We start from the raw sequence: 24,653 nt of genomic DNA, 5'->3' as shown, positions 1-24,653 counted from the left end.
CCTGTGTTTCATCTGATGCACCGTGGTGACAGGTACATCTTTGGGGATGCTGCTCAACCCAGCGGGAGCAAGCTCCCTCGCCACAAAAGCGATCCGGACAAATCCCGGATCAGCGCTTGTCGCGGCGCTTCTTGTCGGCCTTCTTGTGGTGCGACATCAAGCGGCGCTTCTTGTTGACCTGGCGGTCGGTGAGCGTGTTCTTGTTGCCTTCGTACGGGTTCTCGCCGCCCTTGAACTCGATGCGGATCGGGGTGCCGACCAACTTCAGGACGCGACGATAAGTGTTCTCCAGATAGCGAACGTACGACTTGGGCACTTTCTCGATCTGGTTGCCGTGGATCACAATGATCGGCGGGTTGGCGCCACCCAAGTGGGCGTAGCGCAGCTTGATCCGACGGTTGTTGACCATCGGTGGCGCGTGCTCGCCAACGGCATCTTCGAGAATCTGGGTCAGGCGGTTGGTCGGCCAGCGGGTGACCGCCGACTTGAACGAGTTCTGCACCGAGGCGTAGAGGTTGCCCACGCCCGTGCCGTGCAGGGCCGAGATGAAGTGGATGTCGGCGAAGTCGACGAAGAACAGCCGGCGCTGCAATTCGACCTTCACGTAATCCCGTTCGCTCGGCGTCATGCCGTCCCACTTGTTGATCGCGATGACCAACGCACGACCGGCTTCCAAGGCAAAGCCCAGCAGGTTCAGGTCGTGATCGACCACGCCTTCACGGGCGTCCATCACGAAGATCACCACGTTGGCGTCTTTGATCGCCTGCAGGGTTTTGACCACGGAGAACTTTTCAACTTCCTCGTGGATCTTGCCGCGCTTGCGCACACCGGCGGTGTCGATCAGCGTGTACTTCTCTTCGTTACGCTCGAAGGGAATGTAGATGCTGTCGCGGGTGGTGCCGGGCTGGTCGTAGACGATCACCCGATCTTCGCCGAGCATGCGGTTGACCAACGTCGACTTGCCGACATTCGGACGGCCGATGATCGCAATCTTGATCCCGTCCTTTTCGCTCGGGCCCGGAATGCGCTTGGCTTCCTCGCCTTCGGCAACGACTTCTTCCTCGCCTTCTTCCGGCTCGTCTTCGTCGTCTTTCGGGAAACTCTCCAGAGCGATTTCCAGCATCTGGGTGATGCCACGGCCGTGGGCGCCGGCGATCGGGATTGCCTGGCCCATGCCCAACGGTGCGAACTCGGCGCGGGCCATGTCCGGGTCGATGTTGTCGACCTTGTTGGCGACCACGTAGGAACGCTTGTTACGTTTGCGCAAATGCTCGGCGATCATCTGGTCGGCGGCGGTAAAACCGGCCTTGGCGTCTACCAGGAACAGCACCACATCGGCTTCTTCGATGGCGAGCAGCGACTGCTCGGCCATTTTTTCGTCCATGCCGTGTTCATCACCGGAGATGCCGCCGGTGTCGACCAGAATATAGGTACGCCCTTGCCACTTGGCCTCACCGTATTGGCGATCACGGGTCAGACCGGACAAGTCGCCGACGATGGCGTCGCGAGTCCTGGTCAGGCGGTTGAACAAGGTGGACTTGCCGACGTTCGGTCGGCCCACCAGGGCGATTACGGGAACCATGCGGCTCTCCACTTCGTTATTTCAGAAAATACAAAAGCCGCTGCGAGGCAGCGGCTGGTGCTCGGGGGCCACCTTGTGGGAGCGAGCCTGCTCGCGAAAGCAGTGGGTCAGTCGACATACAGGCCGCTGATCCATCGCATTCGCGAGCAGGCTCGCTCCTACAAAACTGGAGCCGCTTGGGGGATTAGCCCCAAGCATAGTCTTACTTGATGGTCAGGGCTTCCAGTTTGCCGCTGTTGCCATACACATAAATCATGCTGCCCACCACCAGCGGACGGGCACGCAGGCCGTCGCTGTCGATGCGCTCACGGCCGACGAAACGACCGTCCACCTGGCTGAGCAGATGCAGGTAACCTTCCAGGTCACCGACTGCAACGTAGCTGGAGAACACTTCCGGGGCCGACAGTTGACGACGGGCCAGGGAATCGTTGCTCCACAACGCGGTGGTGGAACGCTCATCGACGCCCTCGACCGTGCCCGAGGACAGGCTCACATAGACGCTGCCAAAACCTTGGGCGACACCGGCGTAGCTGGACGCATCGCGCTGCCACAGCACGCGACCGCTTTCCAGGTCCAGTGCCGCGACGCGACCCTGGTAGCTGGCGACATACAGCGTACCGCCGGACAGCAGCAAGCCGCCGTCGATGTCGACCACACGTTCCAGTTCCGAACGACCTTGCGGGATCGCTACACGCTGTTCCCAGACCGGCACGCCGTTGGAAATGTCCAGGGCCACGACTTTACCGGTCGACAAGCCAGCTACCGCGAGGCGGTTGGTGACGATCGGCGCGCTGGTGCCGCGCAGGGTCAGTACCGCCGGAGTGCTGTCATACAACCAGCGCTGGTTGCCGGTGGCGGCATCCAGGCCGATCAGGCGGTCATCCTGGGTCTGGACCACGACCACGTCGCCGTTGGTGGCGGGCGGTGCGAGGACTTCACTGGTTACGCGCGCGCGCCATTTTTCTTCACCGCTGCTCGCGTCCAGGGCGACGATCTCACCCTTGAGCGTGCCGATCATGACCAGCCCGTAACCCACGCCAACGGCGCCGGACACAGGCAGCTCGAGATCTTTCTTCCACTTCACGTCGCCGTTCATGCGATCCATGGCCATGACGACGCCGGTGACGTCACCGGCATAAATGGTGTCGCCGTCGATGGCCGGCACCAGCATGTTGTAGGTTTCACCCTGGCCGTCGCCGATGGAGCGGCTCCATTGCTTCTGCAGCACGACTTCTTCTTTGAAATCGGTCAGTTCGGCCGGAGGCAGTTCTTTCTTGCTGTTGCTGCTGCAACCCGCGGCCAGAATGGCCAGGGCCAGCAATGCTGCATGTTTCCAACGGATCACGTCACGCATCCCCTTTGGCCAGGTCGTCCAGCTTGATTTGCAGGCCACCGACCGCCGCTTCATCCGACAGCGCAGCCTTGGCTTTTTGGTAGGCCGCATGGGCCTCATCGGCACGGCCCAGCTGTACCAGCAGGTCGCCCTTGAGTTCTTCGCGAGTGGCCAGGAATGCCTTGTCGGCATCGCCGTCGAGCAGCTTCAAGGCGTCTTCGGTCTTGTTCTGTGCCGCCAGCACCTGCGCCAGGCGCTGACGCGCCACTTCGCCCAGGGTTGGGTTGGCCGGTTTGTCGACGATCGCCTTCAGCTCGGTGGCTGCGTCGTCCAGCTTGCCGCTGTCCACCGCGACCTTGGCCACGAACAGACTGCCGTACTGGGCGTAGGCGGTGCCGCCGAACTCTTTGTTGAGCTTGCCGGCCAGGTCCGCCACGCGGGCCGCGTCAGGCTTGCCGTCCGGGGTCAGGGTGGTTTCCAGCAATTGCTGGTAGAGCATCGAGGCGCCTTGCGACTGGTTGCTCTGGTATTTCTGGTAGGCCTGCCAGCCGAACACGATGACCAGCGCCAACAGGCCGCCAGTGACCAGCGGCTTGCCGTTGCGCGTCCACCAGTCCTTCAAATCCGCCAGCTGTTCATCTTCGGTACTCGACACCCCAATACTCCTTAATCGCTAAATCGGCTGTTTGACAGCTTCAACCCTGCACGACGCAGGTGGCCAGGTGTGCAGCAAGCGCATCCCAGGCAATACTTTGTTGTTCGCCCTGGCCACGCAGGGGTTTGAAACCTACCACTTGTTGGGCCAGTTCGTCGTCACCGAGGATCAATGCGTACAGCGCACCGCTCTTGTCGGCCTTCTTGAATTGGCTCTTGAAGCTGCCGGCGCCGGCATTGATCTGCAGGCGCAGGTTGGGCAACTGATCGCGGATCCGCTCGCTCAACGACAGGGCGGCCAGCTCGGCAGCCTCGCCGAAGGCGCACAGGTAGACGTCGACCTGGCGGGACAGCTCTTCAGGCACCTTGTCCAGCGCTTCAAGCATCAGCACCAGGCGCTCGATGCCCATGGCAAAGCCCACGCCTGGGGTCGGCTTGCCGCCCATCTGCTCTACCAGCCCGTCATAGCGACCACCGGCACACACGGTGCCCTGGGCGCCGAGCTTGTCAGTGACCCACTCGAAGACGGTCTTGCTGTAATAATCCAGGCCGCGAACCAACTTTGGGTTGATCACGTAAGGGATGCCCACGGCGTCCAGGCGAGCCTTCAGCCCTTCGAAGTGCGCACGGGACTCGTCGTCGAGGTAGTCGGCCATTTTCGGCGCGTCCACCAGGATCGCCTGGGTTTCCGGATTCTTGGTGTCGAGCACGCGCAACGGGTTGGTCTTCATGCGGCGCTGGCTGTCTTCGTCCAGCTTGTCCACGTGCGCGGAGAGAAACTCTACCAACGCTTCGCGGTAGCGACCGCGGGATTCACTGGTGCCCAGGCTGTTGAGCTCGAGCTTGACCGCATCACGCAGTCCCAACTCGCCCCACAGGCGCCAGGTCATGACGATCAGCTCGGCGTCGATGTCCGGCCCCTCGAGGTTGAACACTTCGAGACCAATCTGGTGGAACTGGCGATAACGGCCTTTCTGCGGACGTTCGTGACGGAACATCGGGCCGACGTACCAGAGTTTCTGCACCTGGCCGCCGCCGGTGATGCCGTGCTCGAGCACCGCACGTACACAAGCCGCCGTGCCTTCCGGGCGCAGGGTCAGGGAATCGCCGTTGCGGTCGTCGAAGGTGTACATCTCTTTTTCTACGATGTCGGTCACTTCACCGATGGAGCGCTTGAACAGCTCGGTGAACTCGACGATCGGCATGCGGATCTGCCGATAACCGTAGTTATCCAGCAAACGCGCCACGGTGCCCTCGAAATAGCGCCACAGGGGCGTCTGCTCGGGCAGGATGTCGTTCATGCCACGAATGGCTTGCAGAGGCTTGCTCACATGTATTCCTTAATCTTGCGACTTAACCGCGCGCGATGACCGCTGCGTCGGCTTCGACCTTTTCGGCCGCTTTCTGGCGGATCAGCCGTTCCAACTCATCCACCAGATTGTCATTCGTCAGTTTCTGCGACGGCTTGCCGTCGATGTAAATCAGGTTCGGTGTACCGCCAGTCAGGCCGATATGGGCCTCCTTGGCTTCGCCCGGCCCGTTGACCACGCAACCGATCACCGCGACATCCAGCGGCACCAGCAGGTCTTCAAGGCGCCCTTCCAGCTCGTTCATGGTCTTGACCACATCGAAGTTCTGCCGCGAGCAGCTCGGGCAGGCGATGAAGTTGATGCCACGGGAACGCAGGTGCAGGGACTTGAGAATGTCGTAGCCGACTTTCACTTCCTCGACCGGGTCAGCCGCCAACGAGATGCGGATGGTATCGCCAATCCCTTCGGCGAGCAGCATACCGAGGCCGACGGCGGATTTCACCGTACCCGAACGCAACCCACCGGCTTCGGTGATGCCCAGGTGCAAGGGCTGGACAATTTCCTTGGCCAGCAGGCGGTAGGCTTCGACGGCCATGAACACGTCGGACGCCTTCACGCTGACCTTGAAGTCCTGGAAATTCAGGCGTTCGAGGTGCTCCACATGGCGCAGGGCCGACTCCACCAGCGCGGCCGGGGTCGGTTCGCCGTATTTCTTCTGCAGGTCTTTTTCCAGGGAACCGGCGTTCACCCCGATGCGGATCGGAATGCCGCGGTCGCGTGCGGCATCCACCACGGCACGCACGCGGTCTTCACGACCGATGTTGCCCGGGTTGATGCGCAGGCAATCGACACCCAGCTCGGCCACGCGCAGGGCGATGCGGTAGTCGAAATGAATGTCGGCCACCAACGGGACCTTGACCAGTCGCTTGATCTTGCCGAACGCCTCGGCGGCGTCCATGTCCGGCACGGAGACGCGCACGATGTCGACGCCAGCGGCTTCCAGGCGGTTGATCTGCGCGACCGTGGCGGCCACGTCATTGGTGTCGCTGTTGGTCATGCTCTGCACAGCGATTGGCGCATCGCCGCCCACGGGCACGTTACCGACCCAGATTTTCCGGGATTCGCGACGCTTGATTGGAGATTCGCCGTGCATGACTTATTGACCCAACTTCAGGCGAGCGGTCTCGCCACTGGTGAACGGAGCGATGTCGACCGGCTGGCCGTTGTAGCTGACCTGCGCGCCACGGGCATAACCCAGGCGTACGGCAAACGGTGGCTTGCCGTTGACAGACGCGCTGTCGCCCTTGCGCTTGAGGCCACTGAACAAGACTTTGCCGTTGCCATCGGTGATCTGCGTCCAGCAATCGGCGGTGAACTGGATCTGTACCTGGCCGTCACCCGCTGCTGGGGCCGCTGGGGCAGCCGGAGCCGACACGGTGGGTGCCGGCGCGGCAGGAGTTGGAGCAGCAGGTGTTACCGGAGTGCTACCAGTGTGGGCTGGGTTCGCAGGAACTGCCGGAGTGCTACCGGCATGGGCCGGAGCCGTTGGCGCGGCAGGTGCAGGAGCAGGCACCGGCACGGCTGGCACCGCAGGCTCGCTGCCAGCAGCGGTATCGTCCTCGGCACCATCCTGGCCCTGAGGCAACGCCAGTGCGGTTTCGCCTTCAGCCTGGCCTTCGGCAACAGCCTGGTCTTCCGGCTCGTCCAGAGGATGGATCTGGGTGGTGCCGTCGGCGCCTTCGACTTCGACGTGCTCCGTGTTCATCGCAACCGGTTCCTTGGTACGCAAGGACGCCTGGTCTTGCCACCAGACAAAACCGCCACCGATCACCGCGATCAGCAGCAACAGGCTAACGATGCGCAGAATGGTGTGGGAAACACGCACGGGCTCTTCGATACGGCCCAGGCTGTGTACATTGCTGCCCTGGGCGTCGGAACCGGTGAATTGATCGAACTGCTGGACCAGAACGGTCTGGTCCATGCCCAGCAATTTGGCATAGGCGCGGATGTAGCCCCGGGCGAAGGTATGCCCTGGCAATTTGTCGAACGCGCCGGCTTCCAGATTGCTCAGGGAAGTCACGGTGAGATTGAGCTTGTGGGCCACTTCGGCCAGCGACCAACCATTGCTTTCGCGGGCTTGACGCAGGGTCTCACCGGGATTTACGCGAGTCGCTGCTACAACTTCGGGATGCGCCGCTTTCATCATTGCTCCGACAGGTATTGCTGATATTCCGGCGTACCGGGATAGAGTCTTTTAAGTTGCAGGCCGTAACTTGCAGCCTTGTCGCGATCTTCAAACACATGTGCCAGGCGAACGCCGAGCAATAGACTACGTGCATTTTGTTCGCTGAGCAGGCTAAAACGCTCGTAATAGTCACGCGCGGGCACATAATGCCTGTCTTCGTAAGACAACTCAGCCATTTCCAGCAGTGCACGCGGTTGTTGGCGGTTGAGCCGCAGCGCCTTCTCAAGCTGCTGGCGAGCCAGGTCGCGCTGGCCGAGCTTCGCGGCCGTCATGCCGAGGTTCTCGAAAACCCGCGAACGCTCGGGATAAAGGGTATCGGCGGCCGCTTGCTCGAAGCGTTCGTAGGCTTCCTTGTAACGGGCCTGCTCGTAGAGAAAACTGCCATAGTTGTTCAGGATACGAGCATCTTGCGGCCGGGCCGACAGCGCCTTGCGAAAATGCTCGTCAGCCAGGTCCGATTCAAGCTCGGCCTGGAACACCAGCGCCAACGCCGCATTGGCATCCGCGTCGGAGCTATCCAGTTCCAGGGCTTTCTTGAGTGGCACCTTGGCCCGCTCGGTCATGCCCTGCTGCAGATAGCCGATGCCCAGTTGCACATAGGCCTGGCGGGCTTCGTCGCGCCCTTTGCTGGTCTTCATCGGGTTGTAGTCACCCGACAGGACACAACCGGAACAAAGACCGGCCAGCAGCAAAACGAGCGCGAAGCGCAGGGACATAGAGTTCCTCTCTTAGTGGCTGTTCGCAGCGTTCTGCACTGCATCGTCGGCGGCGTTCAATTCGCGCACGGCAATGTAGCGTTCGCTGCGACGGGTGCGATCCAGCACCTGTCCTACCAATTGGCCACACGCAGCGTCGATGTCTTCGCCGCGGGTGGTGCGCACGGTGACGTTGAAGCCAGCGTGGTGAAGCTGATCCTGGAAGCGACGAATCGCGTTGTTGCTCGGACGCTCGTAACCGGAATGCGGGAACGGGTTGAACGGGATCAGGTTGATCTTGCACGGGATGTTCTTGAGCAGCTCGATCATCTCGACCGCGTGTTCAACCTTGTCGTTCACATCCTTGAGCAAGGTGTACTCGATGGTCAGCACGCGCTTTTCGCCCAGGGACGACATGTAGCGCTGGCACGACTCGAGCAGCATCTTAAGCGGATATTTCTTGTTGATCGGCACCAATTGGTTACGCAATGCGTCATTGGGTGCGTGCAGCGACAACGCCAGGGAGACGTCGATGTGCTTGGCCAGCTCATCGATCATCGGCACCACGCCGGAGGTGGACAGGGTCACGCGGCGTTTGGAAATGCCGTAGCCCAGGTCATCCATCATCAGGTGCATGGCCGAGACGACATTGTCGAAGTTCAGCAGCGGCTCACCCATGCCCATCATCACCACGTTGGTGATGGCACGGTCGACGGTTGCCGGGACGCTGCCAAAGGATTTGTTGGCAATCCACACCTGGCCGATCACTTCGGCGGCGGTGAGGTTGCTATTGAAGCCTTGCTTGCCGGTGGAGCAGAAACTGCAGTCCAGGGCACAGCCTGCCTGGGACGAAACGCACAAGGTGCCACGTTTGCCCTGGGGAATGTAGACGGTCTCGACGCAGCTGCCGGACGCCACGCGCACCACCCACTTACGAGTGCCGTCGCTGGAAATGTCCTGGCTGACCACTTCGGGGCCGCGAATCTCGGCAACAGCCTTGAGCTTTTCGCGCAGGGCCTTGCCGACATTCGTCATGGCGTCGAAGTCGTCGACGCCAAAGTGGTGAATCCATTTCATCACTTGGCCGGCACGGAAACGCTTCTCCCCGATCGAGTCGAAGAATTTCTCCATTTCCGGCTGGGTCAGGCCCAACAGGTTGGTTTTGCCGTTCGATGTAGTCATGGATTCACCTTCACTCAAAAGCCTGGGCTTAGCGAGTGGTTACTTCAGTAGCGGAGAAAAAGTAAGCGATTTCGCGAGCAGCGGCGGCTTCGGAGTCCGAACCGTGGACGGCGTTGGCGTCGATGGATTCAGCGAAGTCAGCACGGATGGTGCCAGGAGCAGCTTCTTTAGGGTTGGTAGCGCCCATCAGCTCACGGTTGCGAGCGATGGCGTTTTCGCCTTCCAGCACCTGAACGACAACCGGACCGGAGGTCATGAAGGCAACCAGCTCACCGAAGAAGCCGCGCTCGCTGTGCTCAGCGTAGAAGCCTTCGGCTTCGGCTTTGGACAGTTGCTTCATTTTCGAAGCTACAACGCGCAGGCCAGCGTCTTCGAAGCGGGTAACGATCTTGCCGATCACGTTTTTAGCAACGGCGTCAGGCTTGATGATGGAGAAAGTACGTTGAACAGCCATGGTGTAACTCCAGAAACGGTAATTTGCGAAAAATTAAACCCGCGAATTATACGCGGGTTCAGGGGTATTGCCTAACCTGCCAGGTCGATCAGTCGATTTCTTCGATCCAGAGCGTCTGGACCGCTTCCAAGACCTTCTCGCCAACACGGCCAGAGGTATTGTCGAAACCGGGTAATTCCATGATCCAGCGCTGCAGATCGACAAAATTCACGGTCAACGGATCCACGTCCGGCTTGGCTTCGGCCAGTTCTTCTGCGATGCGTTGTACATCATTCCAACCATAGCTCATGACAGTGTCACCATCAGTGCGGCGCTTCGGCCGCATGGTTAAGCGAATATTTCGGAATTTCGACGGTCAGGTCTTCGGTGCCGACGATAGCTTGGCAACCCAGGCGCGATTGCGCTTCCAGGCCCCAGGCCCGATCGAGGAAATCTTCCTCCAGTTCGTCTGCTTCTTCCAGCGAGTCGAACCCTTCACGAATGACGCAATGGCAGGTCGTGCAAGCGCAGACGCCGCCACAGGCACTTTCCATCTCGATATGGTGCTCATGGGCCAGCTCGAGAATGGAAATCCCGGGCTCAGCCTCCACGACCATGCCCTCCGGACAGAACTTCTCGTGGGGCAGAAAAATCACCTGCGGCATCAGTTATTCCTCGATTTCATTCAGGTTGCGCCCCGCCAGGGCGGCTTTCACCGTCGAGTCCAGGCGGCGGGCAGCAAAGGCATCGGTGACGTGCGACAGACGCTTGGTCTGCTGCTCGATGGCATAACCATCCGTGCCCTTGATCAATTCGGAGAGTTCTTGCATCTGCATTTCGATAACCATGCGCTCTTCGGCGTCGAGCAAACGGTCGCCATCGGCTTCTAGGGCGGCCTGCACGGCTTCGATCAGGCGCTGGCCGTCAACCTGCTGCTCGCGCAGCACACGGGCGACCTTGTCGTCACTGGCGTGCTGGAACGAGTCTTTGAGCATCTTGGCGATTTCACCGTCGGTCAGGCCATAGGAAGGCTTGACCTGGATACTCGCTTCCACGCCCGAACCCAGTTCGCGAGCGGAAACGTTGAGCAGACCGTCGGCATCGACCTGGAAGGTCACGCGGATCTTCGCCGCACCGGCGACCATGGCCGGGATGCCACGCAGTTCGAACCGAGCCAGGGAACGGCAGTCGCTGATCAATTCACGCTCGCCTTGCAGCACGTGGATCATCATGGCCGACTGGCCGTCTTTATAAGTCGTGAAATCCTGGGCGCGGGCAACGGGGATGGTGGTGTTGCGCGGAATCACCTTCTCCATCAGGCCGCCCATGGTTTCCAGCCCCAGGGACAACGGAATCACGTCGAGCAACAGCAGTTCGCCGCCGTCGCGCTTGTTGCCGGCCAGGCTATCGGCCTGGATCGCGGCGCCGATGGCGACGACTTGATCCGGGTCGATTTCGGTCAACGGCTGGCGGCCAAAGGCTTCGGCAACGGCTTCGCGAACCCGAGGCACGCGGGTCGAACCACCGACCATGACCACGGCCTTGACGTCTTCGAGCTCTACGCCGGAATCACGCACGGCGCGGCGGCAGGCCTTGAGGCTGCGGGCGACCATGGGTTCGACCAGCGCGTTGAAGGCTTCACGGGTCAGGGTGGCGTTCCAATCGCCATAAGCGACTTCAACAGAGGCGGCGTCGGTCAAGGTTTCCTTGGCGGCGCAGGCGGTTTGCAGCAGATGGCGCTGGGCACCCGGATCGAGGTCGGCGGAGAGACCCGCCTGCTCGATGATCCAGCCGGCGATGGCATGGTCGAAATCATCGCCGCCCAGGGCGCTGTCGCCGCCGGTAGCGAGGACTTCAAAGACACCGCCAGTCAGGCGCAGGATGGAAATATCGAACGTACCGCCGCCCAGGTCGTAGATGGCGACCAGGCCTTCGGCGTGCTGGTCCAGGCCGTAGGCAACGGCAGCGGCAGTCGGCTCGTTGAGCAGGCGCAGCACGTTGAGACCGGCGAGCTTGGCAGCGTCCTTGGTGGCCTGGCGCTGGGCGTCATCGAAATATGCAGGGACGGTGATCACCGCGCCCACCAGTTCACCGCCCAACGCCGCTTCGGCACGTTGGCGCAGGACCTTGAGGATGTCGGCGGAAACCTCGACCGGGCTTTTCGGGCCCTGCACGGTTTCGATGAACGGCATGTGGGATTCGCCGCCAACGAAGCGGTACGGCAGCTGGTCGCCCAATTGCTTGACGTCGGACAGACCACGACCCATCAAGCGCTTGACCGAGACAATGGTATTCAGGGGATCGGTGGCGGCGGCCAGCTTGGCCGACTCGCCCACTTCGACGCGGTCGGCGTGGTAACGCACGGCGGACGGCAGGATCACCCGCCCCTGCTCGTCGGCCAACGGTTCGGAAAGACCGCTGCGCAAGGCAGCGACCAGGGAATTGGTGGTACCCAAGTCGATCCCGACAGCCAGGCGACGCTGGTGCGGTTGTGGACTTTGGCCGGGTTCGGCGATCTGCAGTAGGGCCATCGTAATCAGGACTTATCTGTAATCAGGCGTGCGACCGGAGCGGCACTGGGTTAATCGTCGAGGCGCTCTTCTAGCTGGCGCACTTCGTGGGTGAGCTTGTCGAGGAACTGCATGCGCCGCATCAGGCGTTCGGCCTGTTCGCGTTGCGCTGCATCGTTCCAGCAGGCTGCGAAGCTTTCGTTGAGCGTGTGCTGGGCATCTTTCAAGCGCCGCTTGAATACCGCGACACCAGCCAGGTCGGCACTGTCCTGCAGGTCTTCAAGCTCCTCGCGCCATTGCATCTGCTGCAACAGGAACTCGGGATCGTGCACCGTGACTTCCAGGGGCAGCTCATGACCGCTGATGGCGAGCAAATAGCGCGCGCGCTTGGCCGGGTTCTTGAGCGTCTGGTAAGCCTCGTTGAGGTTCGCCGACTGCTCGAGCGCCCGCCGCTGCTCAGCCTCGGAGGCATCGGCAAAGCGGTCGGGATGGACACCACGGGCCAATTCCAGATAACGCGCGGACAACTGATCGAGGTCCAGCTGGAAAGCAGGCTGCAACTGGAACAACGCAAAATGACAAGGAGTACCCACGAGCAGCCTCAGATGTTGAAGCTTTCGCCGCAGCCACATTCACCGCGCACGTTGGGATTGTTGAACTTGAAGCCTTCGTTCAACCCTTCCTTGACGAAATCCAGCTCGGTGCCGTCCAGGTACGTCAGGCTCTTCGGGTCGATGATCACTTTCTGACCATGACTTTCGAACACCTGGTCGTCTTCACCGACTTCGTCGACGAATTCCAGTACATAGGCGAGGCCGGAACAGCCCGTGGTGCGAACACCCAGGCGGATACCCTCGCCCTTGCCGCGCCCTGCAAGGGAACGCTGCACATGCTTAGCTGCCGCTTCTGTCATCTGGATAGCCATGGAAACTCCTTACCGTAACGCGGATCAGATCAAGCCTTTCTTCTGCTTGTAGTCGCGAACGGCGGCCTTGATGGCGTCTTCAGCGAGTACCGAGCAGTGGATTTTCACTGGCGGCAAGGCCAGTTCTTCGGCCAGCTGGGTGTTCTTGATGGTTTCGGCTTCGTCGAGGGTCTTGCCCTTCATCCACTCGGTGGCCAGGGAGCTGGACGCGATGGCGGAACCGCAGCCGTAGGTCTTGAACTTGGCATCTTCGATGATGCCTTGCTCGTTGACCTTGATCTGCAGGCGCATCACGTCGCCGCACGCCGGGGCGCCGACCATGCCGGTGCCGACGTCAGGATCCTGCGCGTCCATCTTGCCGACGTTGCGCGGGTTCTCGTAGTGGTCGATGACCTTTTCGCTATATGCCATTTGCTTCAATCCTCATCAGTGGAGCCGCTCTGGTGGCGACTTCTCAGTGCGCCGCCCATTCGATTTTCGAAATGTCGACGCCGTCTTTGTACATATCCCACAGCGGCGACAGAGCGCGCAGCTTGGTCACGGCCTCGCAGACTTTCTGCGCGGCGTAATCGATTTCTTCTTCGGTGGTGAAACGGCCGAAGGTGAAGCGGATGGAGCTGTGGGCCAGTTCGTCGTTGCGGCCCAGGGCGCGCAGTACGTACGAAGGCTCCAGCGAAGCCGAGGTGCACGCCGAACCGGACGACACGGCCAGATCCTTGAGCGCCATGATCAGCGACTCGCCTTCAACGTAGTTGAAGCTCAGGTTCAGGTTGTGTGGGACGCGGGCGGTCATGCTGCCGTTGACGTACAGCTCTTCCAGGTGCTCGACCTGCTTGAAGAAACGGTCGCTCAAGGCCTTAATGCGCACGTTCTCGGCCGCCATGTCTTCCTTGGCGACGCGGAAGGCTTCACCCATGCCGACGATCTGGTGGGTCGCCAGGGTACCGGAACGCATGCCACGCTCGTGACCGCCGCCGTGCATGGTCGCTTCGAGACGAACACGCGGCTTGCGGCTGACGTACAGGGCGCCGATGCCTTTAGGGCCGTAGGTCTTGTGGGCGGAGAACGACATCAGGTCGACTTTCAGCTTGGACAGGTCGATGTCGACCTTGCCAGTGGATTGCGCCGCGTCGACGTGGAACAGGACGCCCTTGGAACGGGTCAGTTCGCCGATGGCTGCGATGTCGTTGACGGTGCCGATTTCGTTGTTCACGTGCATGATCGAGACCAGGATGGTGTCGTCGCGCAGGGCGGCTTCGACCATGGCCGGGGTGATCAGGCCGTCTTCACCGGGCTCGATGTAGGTGACTTCGAAGCCTTCACGCTCCAGTTGGCGCGTGGTGTCCAGGACAGCCTTGTGCTCGATCTTGGAGGTGATCAGGTGCTTGCCCTTGGTGTGGTAGAAATGCGCGACACCCTTGATTGCCAGGTTGTCGGACTCGGTGGCACCGGAGGTCCAGACGATTTCACGCGGGTCGGCGTTGACCAGGTCGGCGACTTGGCGACGGGCGTTTTCCACCGACTCCTCGGCCTTCCAGCCGAAGACGTGGGAGCGGGACGCCGGGTTACCGAAGTTTCCGTCGACCAGCAGGCATTCACTCATCTTTTGCGCGACACGCGGATCAACCGGGGTGGTCGCAGAGTAATCAAGGTAAATCGGCAATTTCATGGACTCTCTCCTAAATCAGGCTGGCTGGCGTTCCGCGTGCTCTGCGGCAGTCATTCGACGGCGGACGCTTCGATCTTGTCCAGGTGCGGCGCCTTGCCATTGCAACGGCGCTGGTCCTGACGCTGGGCTACTTCTTGCACCTCACGGCGAGTCACAAGGTCGGCCAAGCTGATACCACTCAGAAATTCGTGAATCTGCAGGCTCAAGTCGCACCACAGATGATGGGTCAGGCAAGTATCGCCGCCATGGCAATCGCCCAGCCCCTGGCATTTGGTCGCATCGACCGATTCGTTCACGGCATCGATCACCTGGGCGACCTGGATGCCTTGCATCTCGCGCGACAGCTGGTAGCCGCCACCGGGGCCGCGAACGCTGGAGACCAGGTTGCTGCGGCGCAGCTTGGCGAACAGCTGTTCGAGGTAAGACAGGGAAATGCCTTGGCGCTCGGAGATATCGGCGAGGGACACCGGCCCGTGCTGCGCATGCAATGCCAGATCCAGCATTGCGGTCACGGCGTATCGGCCTTTTGTAGTCAGTCGCATGGACAATTACCACGGAGTTCGGAATGGGGGCGAGTATGCAATTCCCGAGTATTTAAGTCAAGTATAAGACCTAGTACTTTACTCGGATTTACCCGCAAAAGAGCGCGCGAATGATAGCAAAGGTAGGCGGCTAACGACCAGCGATACCGCGTTATCGTTCATCGCGAGCAAGCTCGCTCCCACAGGGCTCTCTGGCGAGCACATAACTCATGTACGACGCAAATCCCATGTGGGAGCGAGCTTGCTCGCGATGAGGCCAGCAGGGTTTCAGCTGGCCTGGGTCTCATCCTTGTCCTTCACACACGCGAAATCCTCTTCGCGCAGTTCAGGCAGGTCCTTGGCACAATAATTACTCCCCAGCTCCTTCAGGGCGCCGCACATCCCCTCCAGGCGCCCATCCACGGCTTGCAGGTGGTCGAGCAACTGGTTGATCGCCCGAGCGACCGGGTCGGGCATGTCTTCGCCGACACCGTAGGCGTCGAAGCCGATCTTCTCGGCCATGGCCTTGCGACGGGCGTCCTGCTCGTCATCGGACTTGACGATGATCCGCCCCGGAATGCCCACCACGGTCGCGCCGGGCGGCACGGCCTTGGTCACCACCGCGTTGGAGCCGACCTTCGCCCCCGCCCCGACCGTGAACGGCCCGAGCACCTTGGCACCGGCACCCACGACAACACCGTCTTCCAGCGTCGGGTGACGCTTGCCTTTGTTCCAGCTGGTGCCGCCGAGGGTCACGCCCTGGTACAGCGTCACGTCATCGCCAATCTCGGCGGTCTCGCCAATGACGATGCCCATGCCGTGGTCGATGAAGAACCGGCGACCGACCTTGGCGCCCGGGTGGATTTCGATCCCGGTCAGCCAGCGCCCAAAGTTCGAGACCAGCCGCGCCAGCCATTTCCAACCCATGTTCCACAAGGCGCCGGACAGGCGATGGATCCAGATGGCGTGCATGCCCGGGTAGCAGGTCAGCACTTCAAAGGCATTGCGCGCCGCCGGGTCACGATGAAAGACGCTCTGGATATCTTCACGCAAACGTTCGAACATTTTATTCCTTCCGCTTAATCAGCTCGCCACGGGCCGCTTTCTGGGTTTCCGTGAGGATGCCGCGCAATATATTCATTTCCGCCCGGCTTACCGAGCTTCGTCCGTACAACCGACGCAGGCGCGCCATCAAGTGCCGAGGCTTGTCCGGGTCGAGGAATTCGATGTCCACCAGGGTCTGCTCCAGGTGTTCATAGAATCGCTCCAGTTCGTCCATGGTCGCCAGTGTCTCACTGCGCGGCGACGTCGCCTCGTATTTTTCCAGTTTGCTGGGCTGACCTTCGGCTTGCAGCCAGGCCATGCGCACTTCATAACTCAACACCTGCACCGCCGCCCCGAGGTTCAGCGAGCTGAAGCCGGGGTCGGAAGGGATATGCACGTGGAAATGACATCGCTGCAGCTCTTCATTGGTGAGGCCGGAATCTTCACGGCCAAACACCAAGGCGATCTGCGCGCCCTGCCCGGCTTCCTCGATCACTTTGGTGCCGCACTCGCGGGGATCGAGCAGCGGCCAGGGGATACGGCGGTCGCGGGCACTGGTGCCGAGCACCAGGTTGCAACCCACCAAGGCGTCTTCCAGCGTGGCGACAACCTCGGCATTGGCCAGGATGTCATTGGCACCGGACGCCCGGGCATCGGCTTCATGATGGGGAAACGAGCGAGGCTCGACCAGCACCAGCCGCGACAGGCCCATGTTCTTCATGGCCCGCGCAGCTCCGCCGATGTTACCCGGATGGCTGGTATTGACCAGGACGACACGAATGTTCTGCAACAAGGGAGGCGCTCTCGAACACTTAAAAGGGAGCAAATCTTACCTAAGCACCTACCGTTAAGCTATGAAAGCGAACACCAACCTTCTCCTGAGAAAAAGTTCTGATAGAATGCGCGGCTTTCTTTAACAACCTTAGGTGACACATCCATGCAGCCCATGCTGAATATCGCGCTGCGCGCCGCCCGCAGCGCCAGTGAACTGATCTTCCGCTCCATCGAGCGCCTGGATACCATCAAGGTCGATGAAAAAGACGCCAAGGACTACGTGTCCGAGGTGGATCGCGCCGCCGAACAGAAAATCGTCGACGCCCTGCGCAAGGCTTACCCGAACCACTCCATCCTCGGTGAAGAGACTGGCATGCACGCCGGTACCGGCATCGAAGGCGAAGAGTACCTGTGGATCATCGATCCGCTGGACGGCACCACCAACTTCCTGCGTGGCATTCCACACTTCGCTGTCAGCATCGCCTGCAAGTACCGTGGTCGCCTGGAACACGCCGTCGTGCTGGACCCGGTTCGCCAGGAAGAATTCACCGCCAGCCGTGGCCGTGGCGCCCAACTGAACGGTCGTCGCCTGCGCGTCAGCGGCCGCACCAGCCTCGACGGCGCCCTGCTGGGTACCGGTTTCCCGTTCCGTGACGACCAGATGGACAACCTGGACAACTACCTGGGCATGTTCCGCGCCCTGGTCGGCCAGACCGCGGGCATCCGCCGCGCCGGTGCTGCAAGCCTGGACCTGGCTTATGTCGCTGCCGGTCGTTTCGATGCGTTCTGGGAATCGGGCCTGTCCGAGTGGGACATGGCTGCGGGTGCCCTGCTGATCCAGGAAGCTGGCGGCTTGGTGAGCGACTTCACCGGTGGCCACGATTTCCTTGAGAAAGGCCACATCGTTGCTGGCAACACCAAATGCTTCAAGGCAGTGTTGACGGCTATCCAGCCGCACCTGCCGGCTTCGCTGAAGCGCTAAGCAGCTCGGCTACAGAAAAAGCACCTTTAGGGGTGCTTTTTTTATGCCTGTTGAAATCACTCAGTTCAGATGTGAACACTCCGTGGCGAGGGAGCTTGCTCCCGCTCGGTTGCGCAGCGACCGCAAGATTTTGGGCCTGCTGCGCAGCCCAGCGGGAGCAAGCTCCCTCGCCACAGTCGATTACTTTCTTGAATATTGATACAAGCTGACCCGTCGCTTTCGCGAGCAGGCTCGCTCCCACCGGGGATTGGTGGTGGAGCGTGGAAATGCGCGCGTAAAAAAAGCACCCCGAAGGGTGCTTTTTTTATAGCGGTTGGATCACTGGGCCGGTTCGTTCTGGCCAAGGATCAGTTGGCCTTCCTTGCTCACCGGGATCTGGTTGCCCGGGTCGCGGTCCATGCGGACTTTGCCTTCCTTGCCATCGAGCATGTAGCGAACGTCGTAGCCTACAACCTTGTCGCTGATGTCATTGACCGTGTTGCAACGAGTCTGGGTGGTGGTGTAGGTGTCGCGTTCCTGCATGCCTTCCTGGATCTTGTTACCGGCATAACCACCACCGGCCGCGCCGGCCACGGTGGCGATTTTCTTGCCGGTGCCGCCGCCGATCTGGTTGCCCAACAGGCCACCGGCCACAGCGCCGAGCACGGTGCCGGCGATCTGGTGCTGGTCCTGGACTGGCTTCTGCCGAGTCACGGTGACGTCCTTGCACACTTCACGCGGAGTCTTGATCTGGGTCTTGACCGGTTCCACGGCCAATACTTGCGCATACTCAGGGCCACTTTTTACCAAGCTGTAGGTGGCGACCGCACCACCGGCTGTTACACCGACAGCACCCAATACCGCACCAACCAGCATCGATTTGTTCACTTGAACCTCCTGACCATCACAAGCGGAATAATCCGCGCTTCTCCCAGCCTTGGAGCATAAAAAAAGGCGCGAGTTCAACTCGCGCCTTTTCAGCGGTGACGGACGGAAAACCGAGCCTTACGGGCGGTCGTCCACCTCGGTCTCTACAGCAGCTGGAGGAATCAGGTCCTCGCTGTTCAGATTCAGCCAGATCAACACCACGTTGGCGATGTAGATCGACGAGTAGGTACCCGCCAGCACGCCAATGAACAGTGCGATGGAGAAACCGAACAGGTTGTCGCCACCGAAGAACAGCAGCGCGGCAATCGCCAGCAATGTGGAGATCGATGTCGCCATGGTCCGCAGCAGGGTCTGGGTGGTCGAGATGTTGATGTTCTCGATCAGCGACGCCCTGCGCAGCACACGGAAGTTTTCACGCACCCGGTCGAACACCACGATGGTGTCGTTGAGCGAGTAACCGATGATCGCCAGCACCGCCGCCAGTACCGTCAGGTCGAAGGTGATCTGGAAGAACGACAGGATGCCCACGGTCACGATCACGTCGTGGATCAGCGAGACAATCGCGCCCACCGCGAACTTCCACTGAAAGCGGAAAGCCAGGTAGATCAGGATGCCGCCAAGCGCCATCAGCATGCCGAGGCCGCCCTGGTCGCGCAGCTCTTCACCCACCTGCGGGCCGACGAACTCGACGCGCTTGACCTGCGCCGGGTTGTCGCCGCCAGCCTTCTGCAAGGCCTCGGCCACCTGGTGACCCAACTGCGGGTCTTCACCCGGCATGCGCACCAGCAGGTCAGTCGTCGCACCAAAGCTCTGCACGATGGCATCGCTGTAGCCCGAAGTTGCCAGTTGCTCACGCACCTTGGTGACGTCGGCCGGACGCTCGTAGGTCAGCTCGATGAGCGTACCGCCGGTGAAGTCCAGGCCGTAGTTCAGGCCCTTGGTGGCCCAGCTGAACAACGCGAGGGCCGTAAGGAACAATGTGACGCCGAACGCAATGTTGCGAACGCCCATGAAGTTGATTGTACGTAACATGGCAGCCCCTTAAATCCACAACTTCTTGAAGTCACGACCGCCAAAGATCAGGTTGACCATTGCGCGGGTCACCATGATGGCTGTGAACATCGAGGTAAAGATCCCGAGGGACATGGTCACTGCGAAGCCCTTGACCGGGCCGGTGCCCATGGCGAAGAGAATCCCGCCGACCAGCAACGTGGTCAGGTTGGCGTCGAGGATCGCGGTGAATGCCCGGCCGAAGCCTTCGTTGATTGCCCGCTGGATCGACATGCCCGCGGCGATCTCTTCACGTATCCGCGAGAAGATCAGCACGTTGGCGTCCACCGCCATACCCATGGTCAACACGATACCGGCGATACCCGGCAGGGTCAGGGTGGCGCCGAGCAACGACATCAAGGCCAGCAGCATCACCATGTTCACCGCCAGCGCGACGGTGGCGATGATGCCGAAGAAGCGGTAGATGGCGATGATGAACAGCGACACGAACAGCATGCCCCACAGGGAAGCGTTGATGCCCTTGGTGATGTTGTCGGCACCCAGGCTCGGGCCGATGGTGCGTTCTTCAGCGAAGTACATCGGCGCGGCCAGGCCACCGGCACGCAGCAGCAGGGCCAGTTCCGAGGATTCGCCTTGGCCGTTCAGGCCGGTGATGCGGAACTGGCTGCCCAGTGGCGACTGGATGGTCGCCAGGCTGATGATCTTCTTCTCTTCCTTGAAAGTCTGGACCGGTACGTCTTTCTCGACGCCGTTGACCACTTGCTTGGTGTAGGTGGTGGTCGGCTTCTGCTCGATGAAGATCACCGCCATGCTGCGACCGACGTTGCTGCGCGTGGCGCGGTTCATCAGTTCGCCGCCGTGGCCGTCCAGGCGGATGTTCACCTGCGGACGACCTTGCTCATCAAAGCCGGCCTTGGCGTCAGTCACCTGGTCGCCAGTGATGATCAGGCCGCGCTCGATCTGCGCCGCCGGGCGATTGCCCTCGCGGAACTCGAAGCTCTCGGAAGTCGCCTTGGACGCACCCGGCTCAGCGGCCAGGCGGAATTCCAGGTTGGCAGTCTTGCCGAGGATACGCTTGGCTTCAGCGGTGTCCTGCACGCCCGGCAGCTCAACCACGATGCGGTTGGCGCCCTGGCGCTGCACGATCGGCTCGGCCACACCCAGTTCGTTGACGCGGTTACGTACCGTGGTCAAGTTCTGCTTGATGGAGTATTCGCGGATTTCCGCCAGCTTGGCCGGGGTCATCGCCAGACGCAGCACCGGTTGGCCATTGAGGTCGGCCGGCACAACGTCGAAATCGTTGAAGTTCTTGCGGATCAGCGCACGGGCCTGCTCGCGAGTGTCTTCATCGCTGAAGCCCAGCTGAATGGCAGCGTCGAGTGGCGGCAGACTGCGATAACGCACGCGCTCTTTGCGCAACAGGCTCTTGACGTCGCCTTCGTAGACTTTCATGCGCGCATCAAGGGCTTTTTCCATGTCCACTTCCAGCAGGAAATGCACACCACCGGACAAGTCCAGGCCCAGCTTCATTGGGTGGGCGCCGAGTTTACGCAGCCATTGCGGGGTGGTCTGGGCCAGGTTCAGGGCTACAACGTAATCGTCGCCCAACGCCTTGCGCACCACGTCCTTGGCTGGCAGCTGGTCTTCAGCCTTGACCAGTCGCAACAGGCCGCCCTTGCCGTTTTCGGCGATGGACGCAGCCTTGACTTCGATGTTGGACGCCTTGAGCGCAGCGCTCGCGCGGTCCAGATCGGCCTGGGTGACCTGCAGCGCAGTGCTTGCGCCACTGACCTGAATGGCCGGGTCATCCGGGTAAAGATTGGGAGCGGAATAAATCAGACCGACCGCCAGCACCGCCAGGATCAGTAGGTATTTCCACAGAGGGTATTTGTTCAGCATCACGCCGCCCGCTTATGACGCGGGGCGCCTTGCGCGCCCCGTCGATTGAATTGAAGTTGTTACTTAGATCGCTTTCAGCGTGCCTTTTGGCAGCGTGGCCGCGATAGCGCCCTTCTGGAACTTCATTTCAACAGTGTCGGACACTTCCAGTACCACGAAGTCATCGGCCACTTTGGTGATCTTGCCAGCGATGCCGCCGGTGGTGACCACTTCGTCACCCTTGGCCAGGCTGCTGAGCAGGTTCTTCTGCTCTTTGGCGCGCTTGGCCTGTGGACGCCAGATCATCAGGTAGAAGATGACCAGGAAGCCGACCAGGAAAATCCACTCGAAACCACCGCCCATAGGGCCGGCAGCAGCAGGTGCAGCGGCATCAGCCATGGCGTTAGAGATAAAAAAGCTCATTTAGCACTCCAGTTGCAAGTATTGAATCTTAGGATCGGAAAACTCAGTCCAAAGGCGGAACAGGCAACCCGCGCTTGGCATAGAAGGCCTCGACAAAGGCGGCCAATGTACCCTGTTGGATAGCCTCGCGCAAACCAGCCATAAGCACCTGATAATGGCGCAAATTGTGGATGGTATTGAGCATACTGCCGAGCATTTCGCCGCACTTGTCCAAATGATGCAGATAAGCGCGGGAGAAGTTCTGGCAGGTGTAGCAATCGCACGTCGGATCGAGCGGCGAATCATCATGGCGATGGAACGCGTTACGGATCTTCAGCACACCGGTGTCGATGAACAGATGCCCATTGCGGGCATTACGGGTTGGCATCACGCAATCGAACATGTCCACCCCGCGGCGCACACCCTCAACCAGATCTTCCGGTTTGCCAACGCCCATAAGGTAACGAGGTTTGTCAGCGGGCATTTCGCCCGGCAGGTAATCGAGCACCTTGATCATCTCGTGCTTCGGTTCGCCCACCGACAGGCCGCCAATCGCCAGGCCGTCGAAGCCGATCTTGTCCAGGCCTTCCAGCGAGCGCATGCGCAGGTCGCGGTGCATGCCGCCCTGCACGATGCCGAACAGCGCAGCGGTGTTGTCGCCGTGGGCATTCTTCGAACGCTGGGCCCAGCGCAACGACAGCTCCATCGAGACCCGCGCCACGTCTTCATCGGCCGGGTACGGCGTGCATTCATCGAAGATCATCACGATGTCCGAGCCCAGGTCGCGCTGCACCTGCATCGACTCTTCGGGGCCCATGAACACCTTGGAACCGTCCACCGGAGAGGCGAAGGTCACGCCCTCCTCCTTGATCTTGCGCATCGCGCCGAGGCTGAACACCTGGAAGCCGCCGGAGTCCGTCAGAATCGGGCCTTTCCATTGCATGAAATCGTGCAGGTCACCGTGGGCCTTGATGACTTCCATGCCCGGGCGCAGCCACAGGTGGAACGTGTTGCCTAGGATGATCTCCGCGCCAATCGCCTCGATGTCACGCGGCAACATGCCCTTGACCGTGCCGTAGGTGCCCACCGGCATGAACGCAGGGGTTTCCACGGTTCCGCGGGGGAAGGTCAGGCGTCCGCGACGAGCCTTGCCATCGGTGGCAAGCAACTCGAAGGACATGCGACAGGTGCGACTCATACGGTTTCCTCGGGCCCGCGTGGCGCGGGGTTACGGGTGATGAACATCGCATCACCGTAGCTGAAAAAGCGGTACCCATGCTCGACGGCGGCCTTGTAGGCGGCCATGGCTTCGGGATAACCGGCGAACGCCGAAACCAGCATCAACAGCGTGGATTCGGGCAAATGAAAGTTAGTGACCAGGGCATCGACCACATGAAACGGCCGGCCCGGGTAGATAAAGATGTCGGTGTCGCCACTGAACGGCTTGAGCACGCCATCGCGCGCGGCGCTTTCCAGGGAACGCACGCTGGTGGTCCCCACCGCCACTACTCGACCGCCGCGCGCACGACAGGCCGCCACGGCATCTACCACGTCCTGGCTGACTTCCAGCCATTCGCTGTGCATGTGGTGGTCTTCGATGCGATCCACGCGCACCGGCTGGAACGTCCCCGCGCCGACGTGCAGCGTCACGAACGCCGTCTCCACGCCCTTGGCGGCAATCGCCTCCAGCAATGGCTGATCAAAATGCAGCCCCGCCGTCGGCGCCGCCACCGCCCCCAGACGCTCGGCGTACACGGTCTGATAACGCTCGCGGTCCGAACCTTCGTCCGGGCGGTCTATATAAGGAGGCAACGGCATGTGCCCGACACGGTCGAGCAGCGGCAACACCTCTTCGGCAAACGCCAGCTCGAACAACGCATCATGCCGGGCCACCATCCGCGCCTCACCGCCGCCGTCGATCAAGATCGACGAACCCGGCTTGGGCGACTTGCTCGACCGCACATGGGCCAGCACGCGATGGCTGTCCAGCACCCGCTCCACCAGAATCTCCAGCTTGCCGCCGGAGGCCTTCTGGCCGAACAAACGCGCGGGAATCACTCGGGTATTGTTGAACACCATCAAATCGCCCGGGCGCAAATGCTCGAGCAAATCAGTGAATTGACGGTGAGCCATGGCACCGCTGACCCCGTCCAGGGTCAACAGTCGACTGGCGCGACGCTCGGCCAGAGGGTGGCGAGCGATCAGCGAATCCGGGAGTTCGAAGGTAAAGTCAGCAACACGCATGATGGGGTTCGTCTAGCAGGGCCGGAAAGTCTAGCGGAAATATTAAAAATTCACCATGAAACGTGATTGACCAACGGTAGGCACCTCTCTATACTTCGCCGCCATTGAGCCCTGATGGCGGAATTGGTAGACGCGGCGGATTCAAAATCCGTTTTCGAAAGGAGTGGGAGTTCGAGTCTCCCTCGGGGCACCATCTTAAAGAAAGACCTTGAAATTCAAGGTCTTTTTTTTCGCCTGCAGAAAAGTGGTTTGCCCATGATCAACACCACCAGCCCCGCTTTTGTGGCGAGGGGATTTATCCCCGCTGGGCCGCGAAGCAGCCCCCAAATACCAACCAAGTGGCGAGAAAGAACCCACGGCAAGAAACAACCGGTACCAGGGTGAAGAACCCG

At 60.9% G+C, this 24,653-nt stretch carries 26 protein-coding genes and 1 tRNA gene; 2 read left to right on the top strand and 25 right to left on the bottom strand.

Annotation, left to right across the window (positions count from 1 at the left end):
• Positions 1-109 precede the first annotated feature (109 nt).
• The 19 genes from der to trmJ form a co-directional block, all read right to left on the bottom strand.
• Entirely contained in the window at positions 110-1,582 is a 1,473-nt protein-coding gene (gene der / locus FHK92_RS10220; protein WP_181287935.1) for a ribosome biogenesis GTPase Der, read from the bottom strand.
• Between the two features lie 202 nt (positions 1,583-1,784).
• Complete coding sequence (bamB, locus tag FHK92_RS10215) at positions 1,785-2,936, bottom strand: outer membrane protein assembly factor BamB (protein WP_181287934.1); 1,152 nt, start codon at positions 2,934-2,936, stop codon at positions 1,785-1,787.
• Positions 2,929-3,570, bottom strand: coding sequence for a tetratricopeptide repeat protein (locus FHK92_RS10210; RefSeq protein ID WP_030139587.1), 642 nt, complete (start codon positions 3,568-3,570; stop codon positions 2,929-2,931). The genes bamB and FHK92_RS10210 overlap by 8 nt, the downstream gene beginning before the upstream one ends.
• 40 nt (positions 3,571-3,610) lie before the next feature.
• Positions 3,611-4,900 carry a histidine--tRNA ligase gene (gene hisS / locus FHK92_RS10205; RefSeq protein ID WP_181287933.1) on the bottom strand — a complete coding sequence of 430 codons (1,290 nt, stop codon included), beginning with the start codon at positions 4,898-4,900 and terminating at the stop codon, positions 3,611-3,613.
• 22 nt (positions 4,901-4,922) lie between these two features.
• A complete protein-coding gene (gene ispG / locus FHK92_RS10200) occupies positions 4,923-6,032 on the bottom strand; it encodes a flavodoxin-dependent (E)-4-hydroxy-3-methylbut-2-enyl-diphosphate synthase (RefSeq protein WP_181287932.1) in 1,110 nt (369 codons plus the stop codon).
• A gap of 3 nt (positions 6,033-6,035) precedes the next feature.
• Positions 6,036-7,082 carry a RodZ domain-containing protein gene (locus FHK92_RS10195; protein WP_181287931.1) on the bottom strand — a complete coding sequence of 349 codons (1,047 nt, stop codon included), beginning with the start codon at positions 7,080-7,082 and terminating at the stop codon, positions 6,036-6,038.
• Positions 7,082-7,840 (bottom strand): type IV pilus biogenesis/stability protein PilW, encoded by a 759-nt coding sequence (gene pilW / locus FHK92_RS10190; protein ID WP_181287930.1) that lies wholly within the window; start codon positions 7,838-7,840, stop codon positions 7,082-7,084. The genes FHK92_RS10195 and pilW overlap by 1 nt, the downstream gene beginning before the upstream one ends.
• Positions 7,841-7,852: 12 nt before the next feature.
• Complete coding sequence (rlmN, locus tag FHK92_RS10185) at positions 7,853-9,001, bottom strand: 23S rRNA (adenine(2503)-C(2))-methyltransferase RlmN (protein WP_053118626.1); 1,149 nt, start codon at positions 8,999-9,001, stop codon at positions 7,853-7,855.
• Between the two features lie 28 nt (positions 9,002-9,029).
• Entirely contained in the window at positions 9,030-9,455 is a 426-nt protein-coding gene (gene ndk / locus FHK92_RS10180; protein WP_030139592.1) for a nucleoside-diphosphate kinase, read from the bottom strand.
• Between the two features lie 88 nt (positions 9,456-9,543).
• Complete coding sequence (gene iscX, locus FHK92_RS10175; protein ID WP_181287929.1) at positions 9,544-9,744, bottom strand: Fe-S cluster assembly protein IscX; 201 nt, start codon at positions 9,742-9,744, stop codon at positions 9,544-9,546.
• 13 nt (positions 9,745-9,757) lie between these two features.
• Positions 9,758-10,099 (bottom strand): ISC system 2Fe-2S type ferredoxin, encoded by a 342-nt coding sequence (fdx, locus tag FHK92_RS10170; protein ID WP_030139594.1) that lies wholly within the window; start codon positions 10,097-10,099, stop codon positions 9,758-9,760.
• 3 nt (positions 10,100-10,102) lie between these two features.
• Positions 10,103-11,965, bottom strand: a complete 1,863-nt coding sequence (hscA, locus tag FHK92_RS10165; RefSeq protein WP_181287928.1) for a Fe-S protein assembly chaperone HscA — start codon at positions 11,963-11,965, stop codon at positions 10,103-10,105.
• A gap of 50 nt (positions 11,966-12,015) precedes the next feature.
• A complete protein-coding gene (hscB, locus tag FHK92_RS10160) occupies positions 12,016-12,537 on the bottom strand; it encodes a co-chaperone HscB (RefSeq protein ID WP_030139596.1) in 522 nt (173 codons plus the stop codon).
• An 8-nt stretch (positions 12,538-12,545) separates the two neighbouring features.
• On the bottom strand, positions 12,546-12,869 hold the full coding sequence (gene iscA / locus FHK92_RS10155) for an iron-sulfur cluster assembly protein IscA (RefSeq protein WP_030139597.1): 324 nt from the start codon (positions 12,867-12,869) through the stop codon (positions 12,546-12,548).
• 24 nt (positions 12,870-12,893) lie between these two features.
• Positions 12,894-13,280 (bottom strand): Fe-S cluster assembly scaffold IscU, encoded by a 387-nt coding sequence (gene iscU / locus FHK92_RS10150; RefSeq protein ID WP_003185157.1) that lies wholly within the window; start codon positions 13,278-13,280, stop codon positions 12,894-12,896.
• 43 nt (positions 13,281-13,323) lie between these two features.
• Positions 13,324-14,538, bottom strand: a complete 1,215-nt coding sequence (locus FHK92_RS10145; protein WP_030139598.1) for an IscS subfamily cysteine desulfurase — start codon at positions 14,536-14,538, stop codon at positions 13,324-13,326.
• 50 nt (positions 14,539-14,588) lie between these two features.
• Entirely contained in the window at positions 14,589-15,080 is a 492-nt protein-coding gene (iscR, locus tag FHK92_RS10140) for a Fe-S cluster assembly transcriptional regulator IscR (RefSeq protein ID WP_030139599.1), read from the bottom strand.
• 267 nt (positions 15,081-15,347) lie between these two features.
• A complete protein-coding gene (gene cysE / locus FHK92_RS10135; protein WP_181287927.1) occupies positions 15,348-16,124 on the bottom strand; it encodes a serine O-acetyltransferase in 777 nt (258 codons plus the stop codon).
• Between the two features lies 1 nt (position 16,125).
• The gene (trmJ, locus tag FHK92_RS10130; protein ID WP_181287926.1) at positions 16,126-16,896 is read right to left on the bottom strand and encodes a tRNA (cytosine(32)/uridine(32)-2'-O)-methyltransferase TrmJ; all 771 of its coding nucleotides are present in this window, start codon (positions 16,894-16,896) and stop codon (positions 16,126-16,128) included.
• Between the two features lie 144 nt (positions 16,897-17,040).
• Between trmJ and suhB the strand changes: the two genes are divergently transcribed.
• Positions 17,041-17,859, top strand: coding sequence for a type III secretion system regulator SuhB (gene suhB / locus FHK92_RS10125; RefSeq protein WP_003185165.1), 819 nt, complete (start codon positions 17,041-17,043; stop codon positions 17,857-17,859).
• 318 nt (positions 17,860-18,177) lie between these two features.
• On the opposite strand, the gene FHK92_RS10120 is transcribed toward suhB, so the two are convergent.
• The 6 genes from FHK92_RS10120 to queA form a co-directional block, all read right to left on the bottom strand.
• The gene (locus FHK92_RS10120; protein WP_014336691.1) at positions 18,178-18,726 is read right to left on the bottom strand and encodes a glycine zipper 2TM domain-containing protein; all 549 of its coding nucleotides are present in this window, start codon (positions 18,724-18,726) and stop codon (positions 18,178-18,180) included.
• 117 nt (positions 18,727-18,843) lie between these two features.
• The gene (gene secF, locus FHK92_RS10115; protein ID WP_181287925.1) at positions 18,844-19,758 is read right to left on the bottom strand and encodes a protein translocase subunit SecF; all 915 of its coding nucleotides are present in this window, start codon (positions 19,756-19,758) and stop codon (positions 18,844-18,846) included.
• A 9-nt stretch (positions 19,759-19,767) separates the two neighbouring features.
• Positions 19,768-21,636: a protein translocase subunit SecD gene (secD, locus tag FHK92_RS10110; protein ID WP_181287924.1), complete on the bottom strand. Its 1,869-nt coding sequence runs from the start codon at positions 21,634-21,636 to the stop codon at positions 19,768-19,770.
• A gap of 63 nt (positions 21,637-21,699) precedes the next feature.
• Complete coding sequence (gene yajC / locus FHK92_RS10105; protein ID WP_003227923.1) at positions 21,700-22,038, bottom strand: preprotein translocase subunit YajC; 339 nt, start codon at positions 22,036-22,038, stop codon at positions 21,700-21,702.
• A 43-nt stretch (positions 22,039-22,081) separates the two neighbouring features.
• The gene (gene tgt, locus FHK92_RS10100; protein ID WP_181288045.1) at positions 22,082-23,197 is read right to left on the bottom strand and encodes a tRNA guanosine(34) transglycosylase Tgt; all 1,116 of its coding nucleotides are present in this window, start codon (positions 23,195-23,197) and stop codon (positions 22,082-22,084) included.
• Positions 23,198-23,211: 14 nt separating this feature from the next.
• On the bottom strand, positions 23,212-24,261 hold the full coding sequence (queA, locus tag FHK92_RS10095; RefSeq protein ID WP_181287923.1) for a tRNA preQ1(34) S-adenosylmethionine ribosyltransferase-isomerase QueA: 1,050 nt from the start codon (positions 24,259-24,261) through the stop codon (positions 23,212-23,214).
• 108 nt (positions 24,262-24,369) lie between these two features.
• Here queA and FHK92_RS10090 point away from each other — a divergent pair.
• Positions 24,370-24,454: transfer RNA gene (locus tag FHK92_RS10090), tRNA-Leu, on the top strand.
• The last annotated feature ends 199 nt before the right edge of the window (positions 24,455-24,653 follow it).

The organism is Pseudomonas brassicacearum subsp. neoaurantiaca, assembly GCF_013608025.1.
Classification (GTDB): Bacteria; Pseudomonadota; Gammaproteobacteria; order Pseudomonadales; family Pseudomonadaceae; genus Aquipseudomonas.
The sequence above is the reverse complement of the archived record's forward strand: the minus strand, read 5'-3'. Positions and strand labels throughout refer to the sequence as shown.

What these genes read in the sequence shown, in the direction of transcription:
- der (WP_181287935.1), bottom strand. Translation starts at nt 1,582, where the DNA reads ATGGTTCCCGTAATCGCCCTGGTGGGCCGACCGAACGTCGGCAAGTCC.
- bamB (WP_181287934.1), bottom strand. Translation starts at nt 2,936, where the DNA reads ATGCGTGACGTGATCCGTTGGAAACATGCAGCATTGCTGGCCCTGGCC.
- ispG (WP_181287932.1), bottom strand. Translation starts at nt 6,032, where the DNA reads ATGCACGGCGAATCTCCAATCAAGCGTCGCGAATCCCGGAAAATCTGG.
- FHK92_RS10195 (WP_181287931.1), bottom strand. Translation starts at nt 7,082, where the DNA reads ATGAAAGCGGCGCATCCCGAAGTTGTAGCAGCGACTCGCGTAAATCCC.
- pilW (WP_181287930.1), bottom strand. Translation starts at nt 7,840, where the DNA reads ATGTCCCTGCGCTTCGCGCTCGTTTTGCTGCTGGCCGGTCTTTGTTCC.
- rlmN (WP_053118626.1), bottom strand. Translation starts at nt 9,001, where the DNA reads ATGACTACATCGAACGGCAAAACCAACCTGTTGGGCCTGACCCAGCCG.
- ndk (WP_030139592.1), bottom strand. Translation starts at nt 9,455, where the DNA reads ATGGCTGTTCAACGTACTTTCTCCATCATCAAGCCTGACGCCGTTGCT.
- iscX (WP_181287929.1), bottom strand. Translation starts at nt 9,744, where the DNA reads ATGAGCTATGGTTGGAATGATGTACAACGCATCGCAGAAGAACTGGCC.
- fdx (WP_030139594.1), bottom strand. Translation starts at nt 10,099, where the DNA reads ATGCCGCAGGTGATTTTTCTGCCCCACGAGAAGTTCTGTCCGGAGGGC.
- hscA (WP_181287928.1), bottom strand. Translation starts at nt 11,965, where the DNA reads ATGGCCCTACTGCAGATCGCCGAACCCGGCCAAAGTCCACAACCGCAC.
- iscA (WP_030139597.1), bottom strand. Translation starts at nt 12,869, where the DNA reads ATGGCTATCCAGATGACAGAAGCGGCAGCTAAGCATGTGCAGCGTTCC.
- iscU (WP_003185157.1), bottom strand. Translation starts at nt 13,280, where the DNA reads ATGGCATATAGCGAAAAGGTCATCGACCACTACGAGAACCCGCGCAAC.
- FHK92_RS10145 (WP_030139598.1), bottom strand. Translation starts at nt 14,538, where the DNA reads ATGAAATTGCCGATTTACCTTGATTACTCTGCGACCACCCCGGTTGAT.
- iscR (WP_030139599.1), bottom strand. Translation starts at nt 15,080, where the DNA reads ATGCGACTGACTACAAAAGGCCGATACGCCGTGACCGCAATGCTGGAT.
- cysE (WP_181287927.1), bottom strand. Translation starts at nt 16,124, where the DNA reads ATGTTCGAACGTTTGCGTGAAGATATCCAGAGCGTCTTTCATCGTGAC.
- suhB (WP_003185165.1), top strand. Translation starts at nt 17,041, where the DNA reads ATGCAGCCCATGCTGAATATCGCGCTGCGCGCCGCCCGCAGCGCCAGT.
- secF (WP_181287925.1), bottom strand. Translation starts at nt 19,758, where the DNA reads ATGTTACGTACAATCAACTTCATGGGCGTTCGCAACATTGCGTTCGGC.
- secD (WP_181287924.1), bottom strand. Translation starts at nt 21,636, where the DNA reads ATGCTGAACAAATACCCTCTGTGGAAATACCTACTGATCCTGGCGGTG.
- yajC (WP_003227923.1), bottom strand. Translation starts at nt 22,038, where the DNA reads ATGAGCTTTTTTATCTCTAACGCCATGGCTGATGCCGCTGCACCTGCT.
- tgt (WP_181288045.1), bottom strand. Translation starts at nt 23,197, where the DNA reads ATGTCCTTCGAGTTGCTTGCCACCGATGGCAAGGCTCGTCGCGGACGC.
- queA (WP_181287923.1), bottom strand. Translation starts at nt 24,261, where the DNA reads ATGCGTGTTGCTGACTTTACCTTCGAACTCCCGGATTCGCTGATCGCT.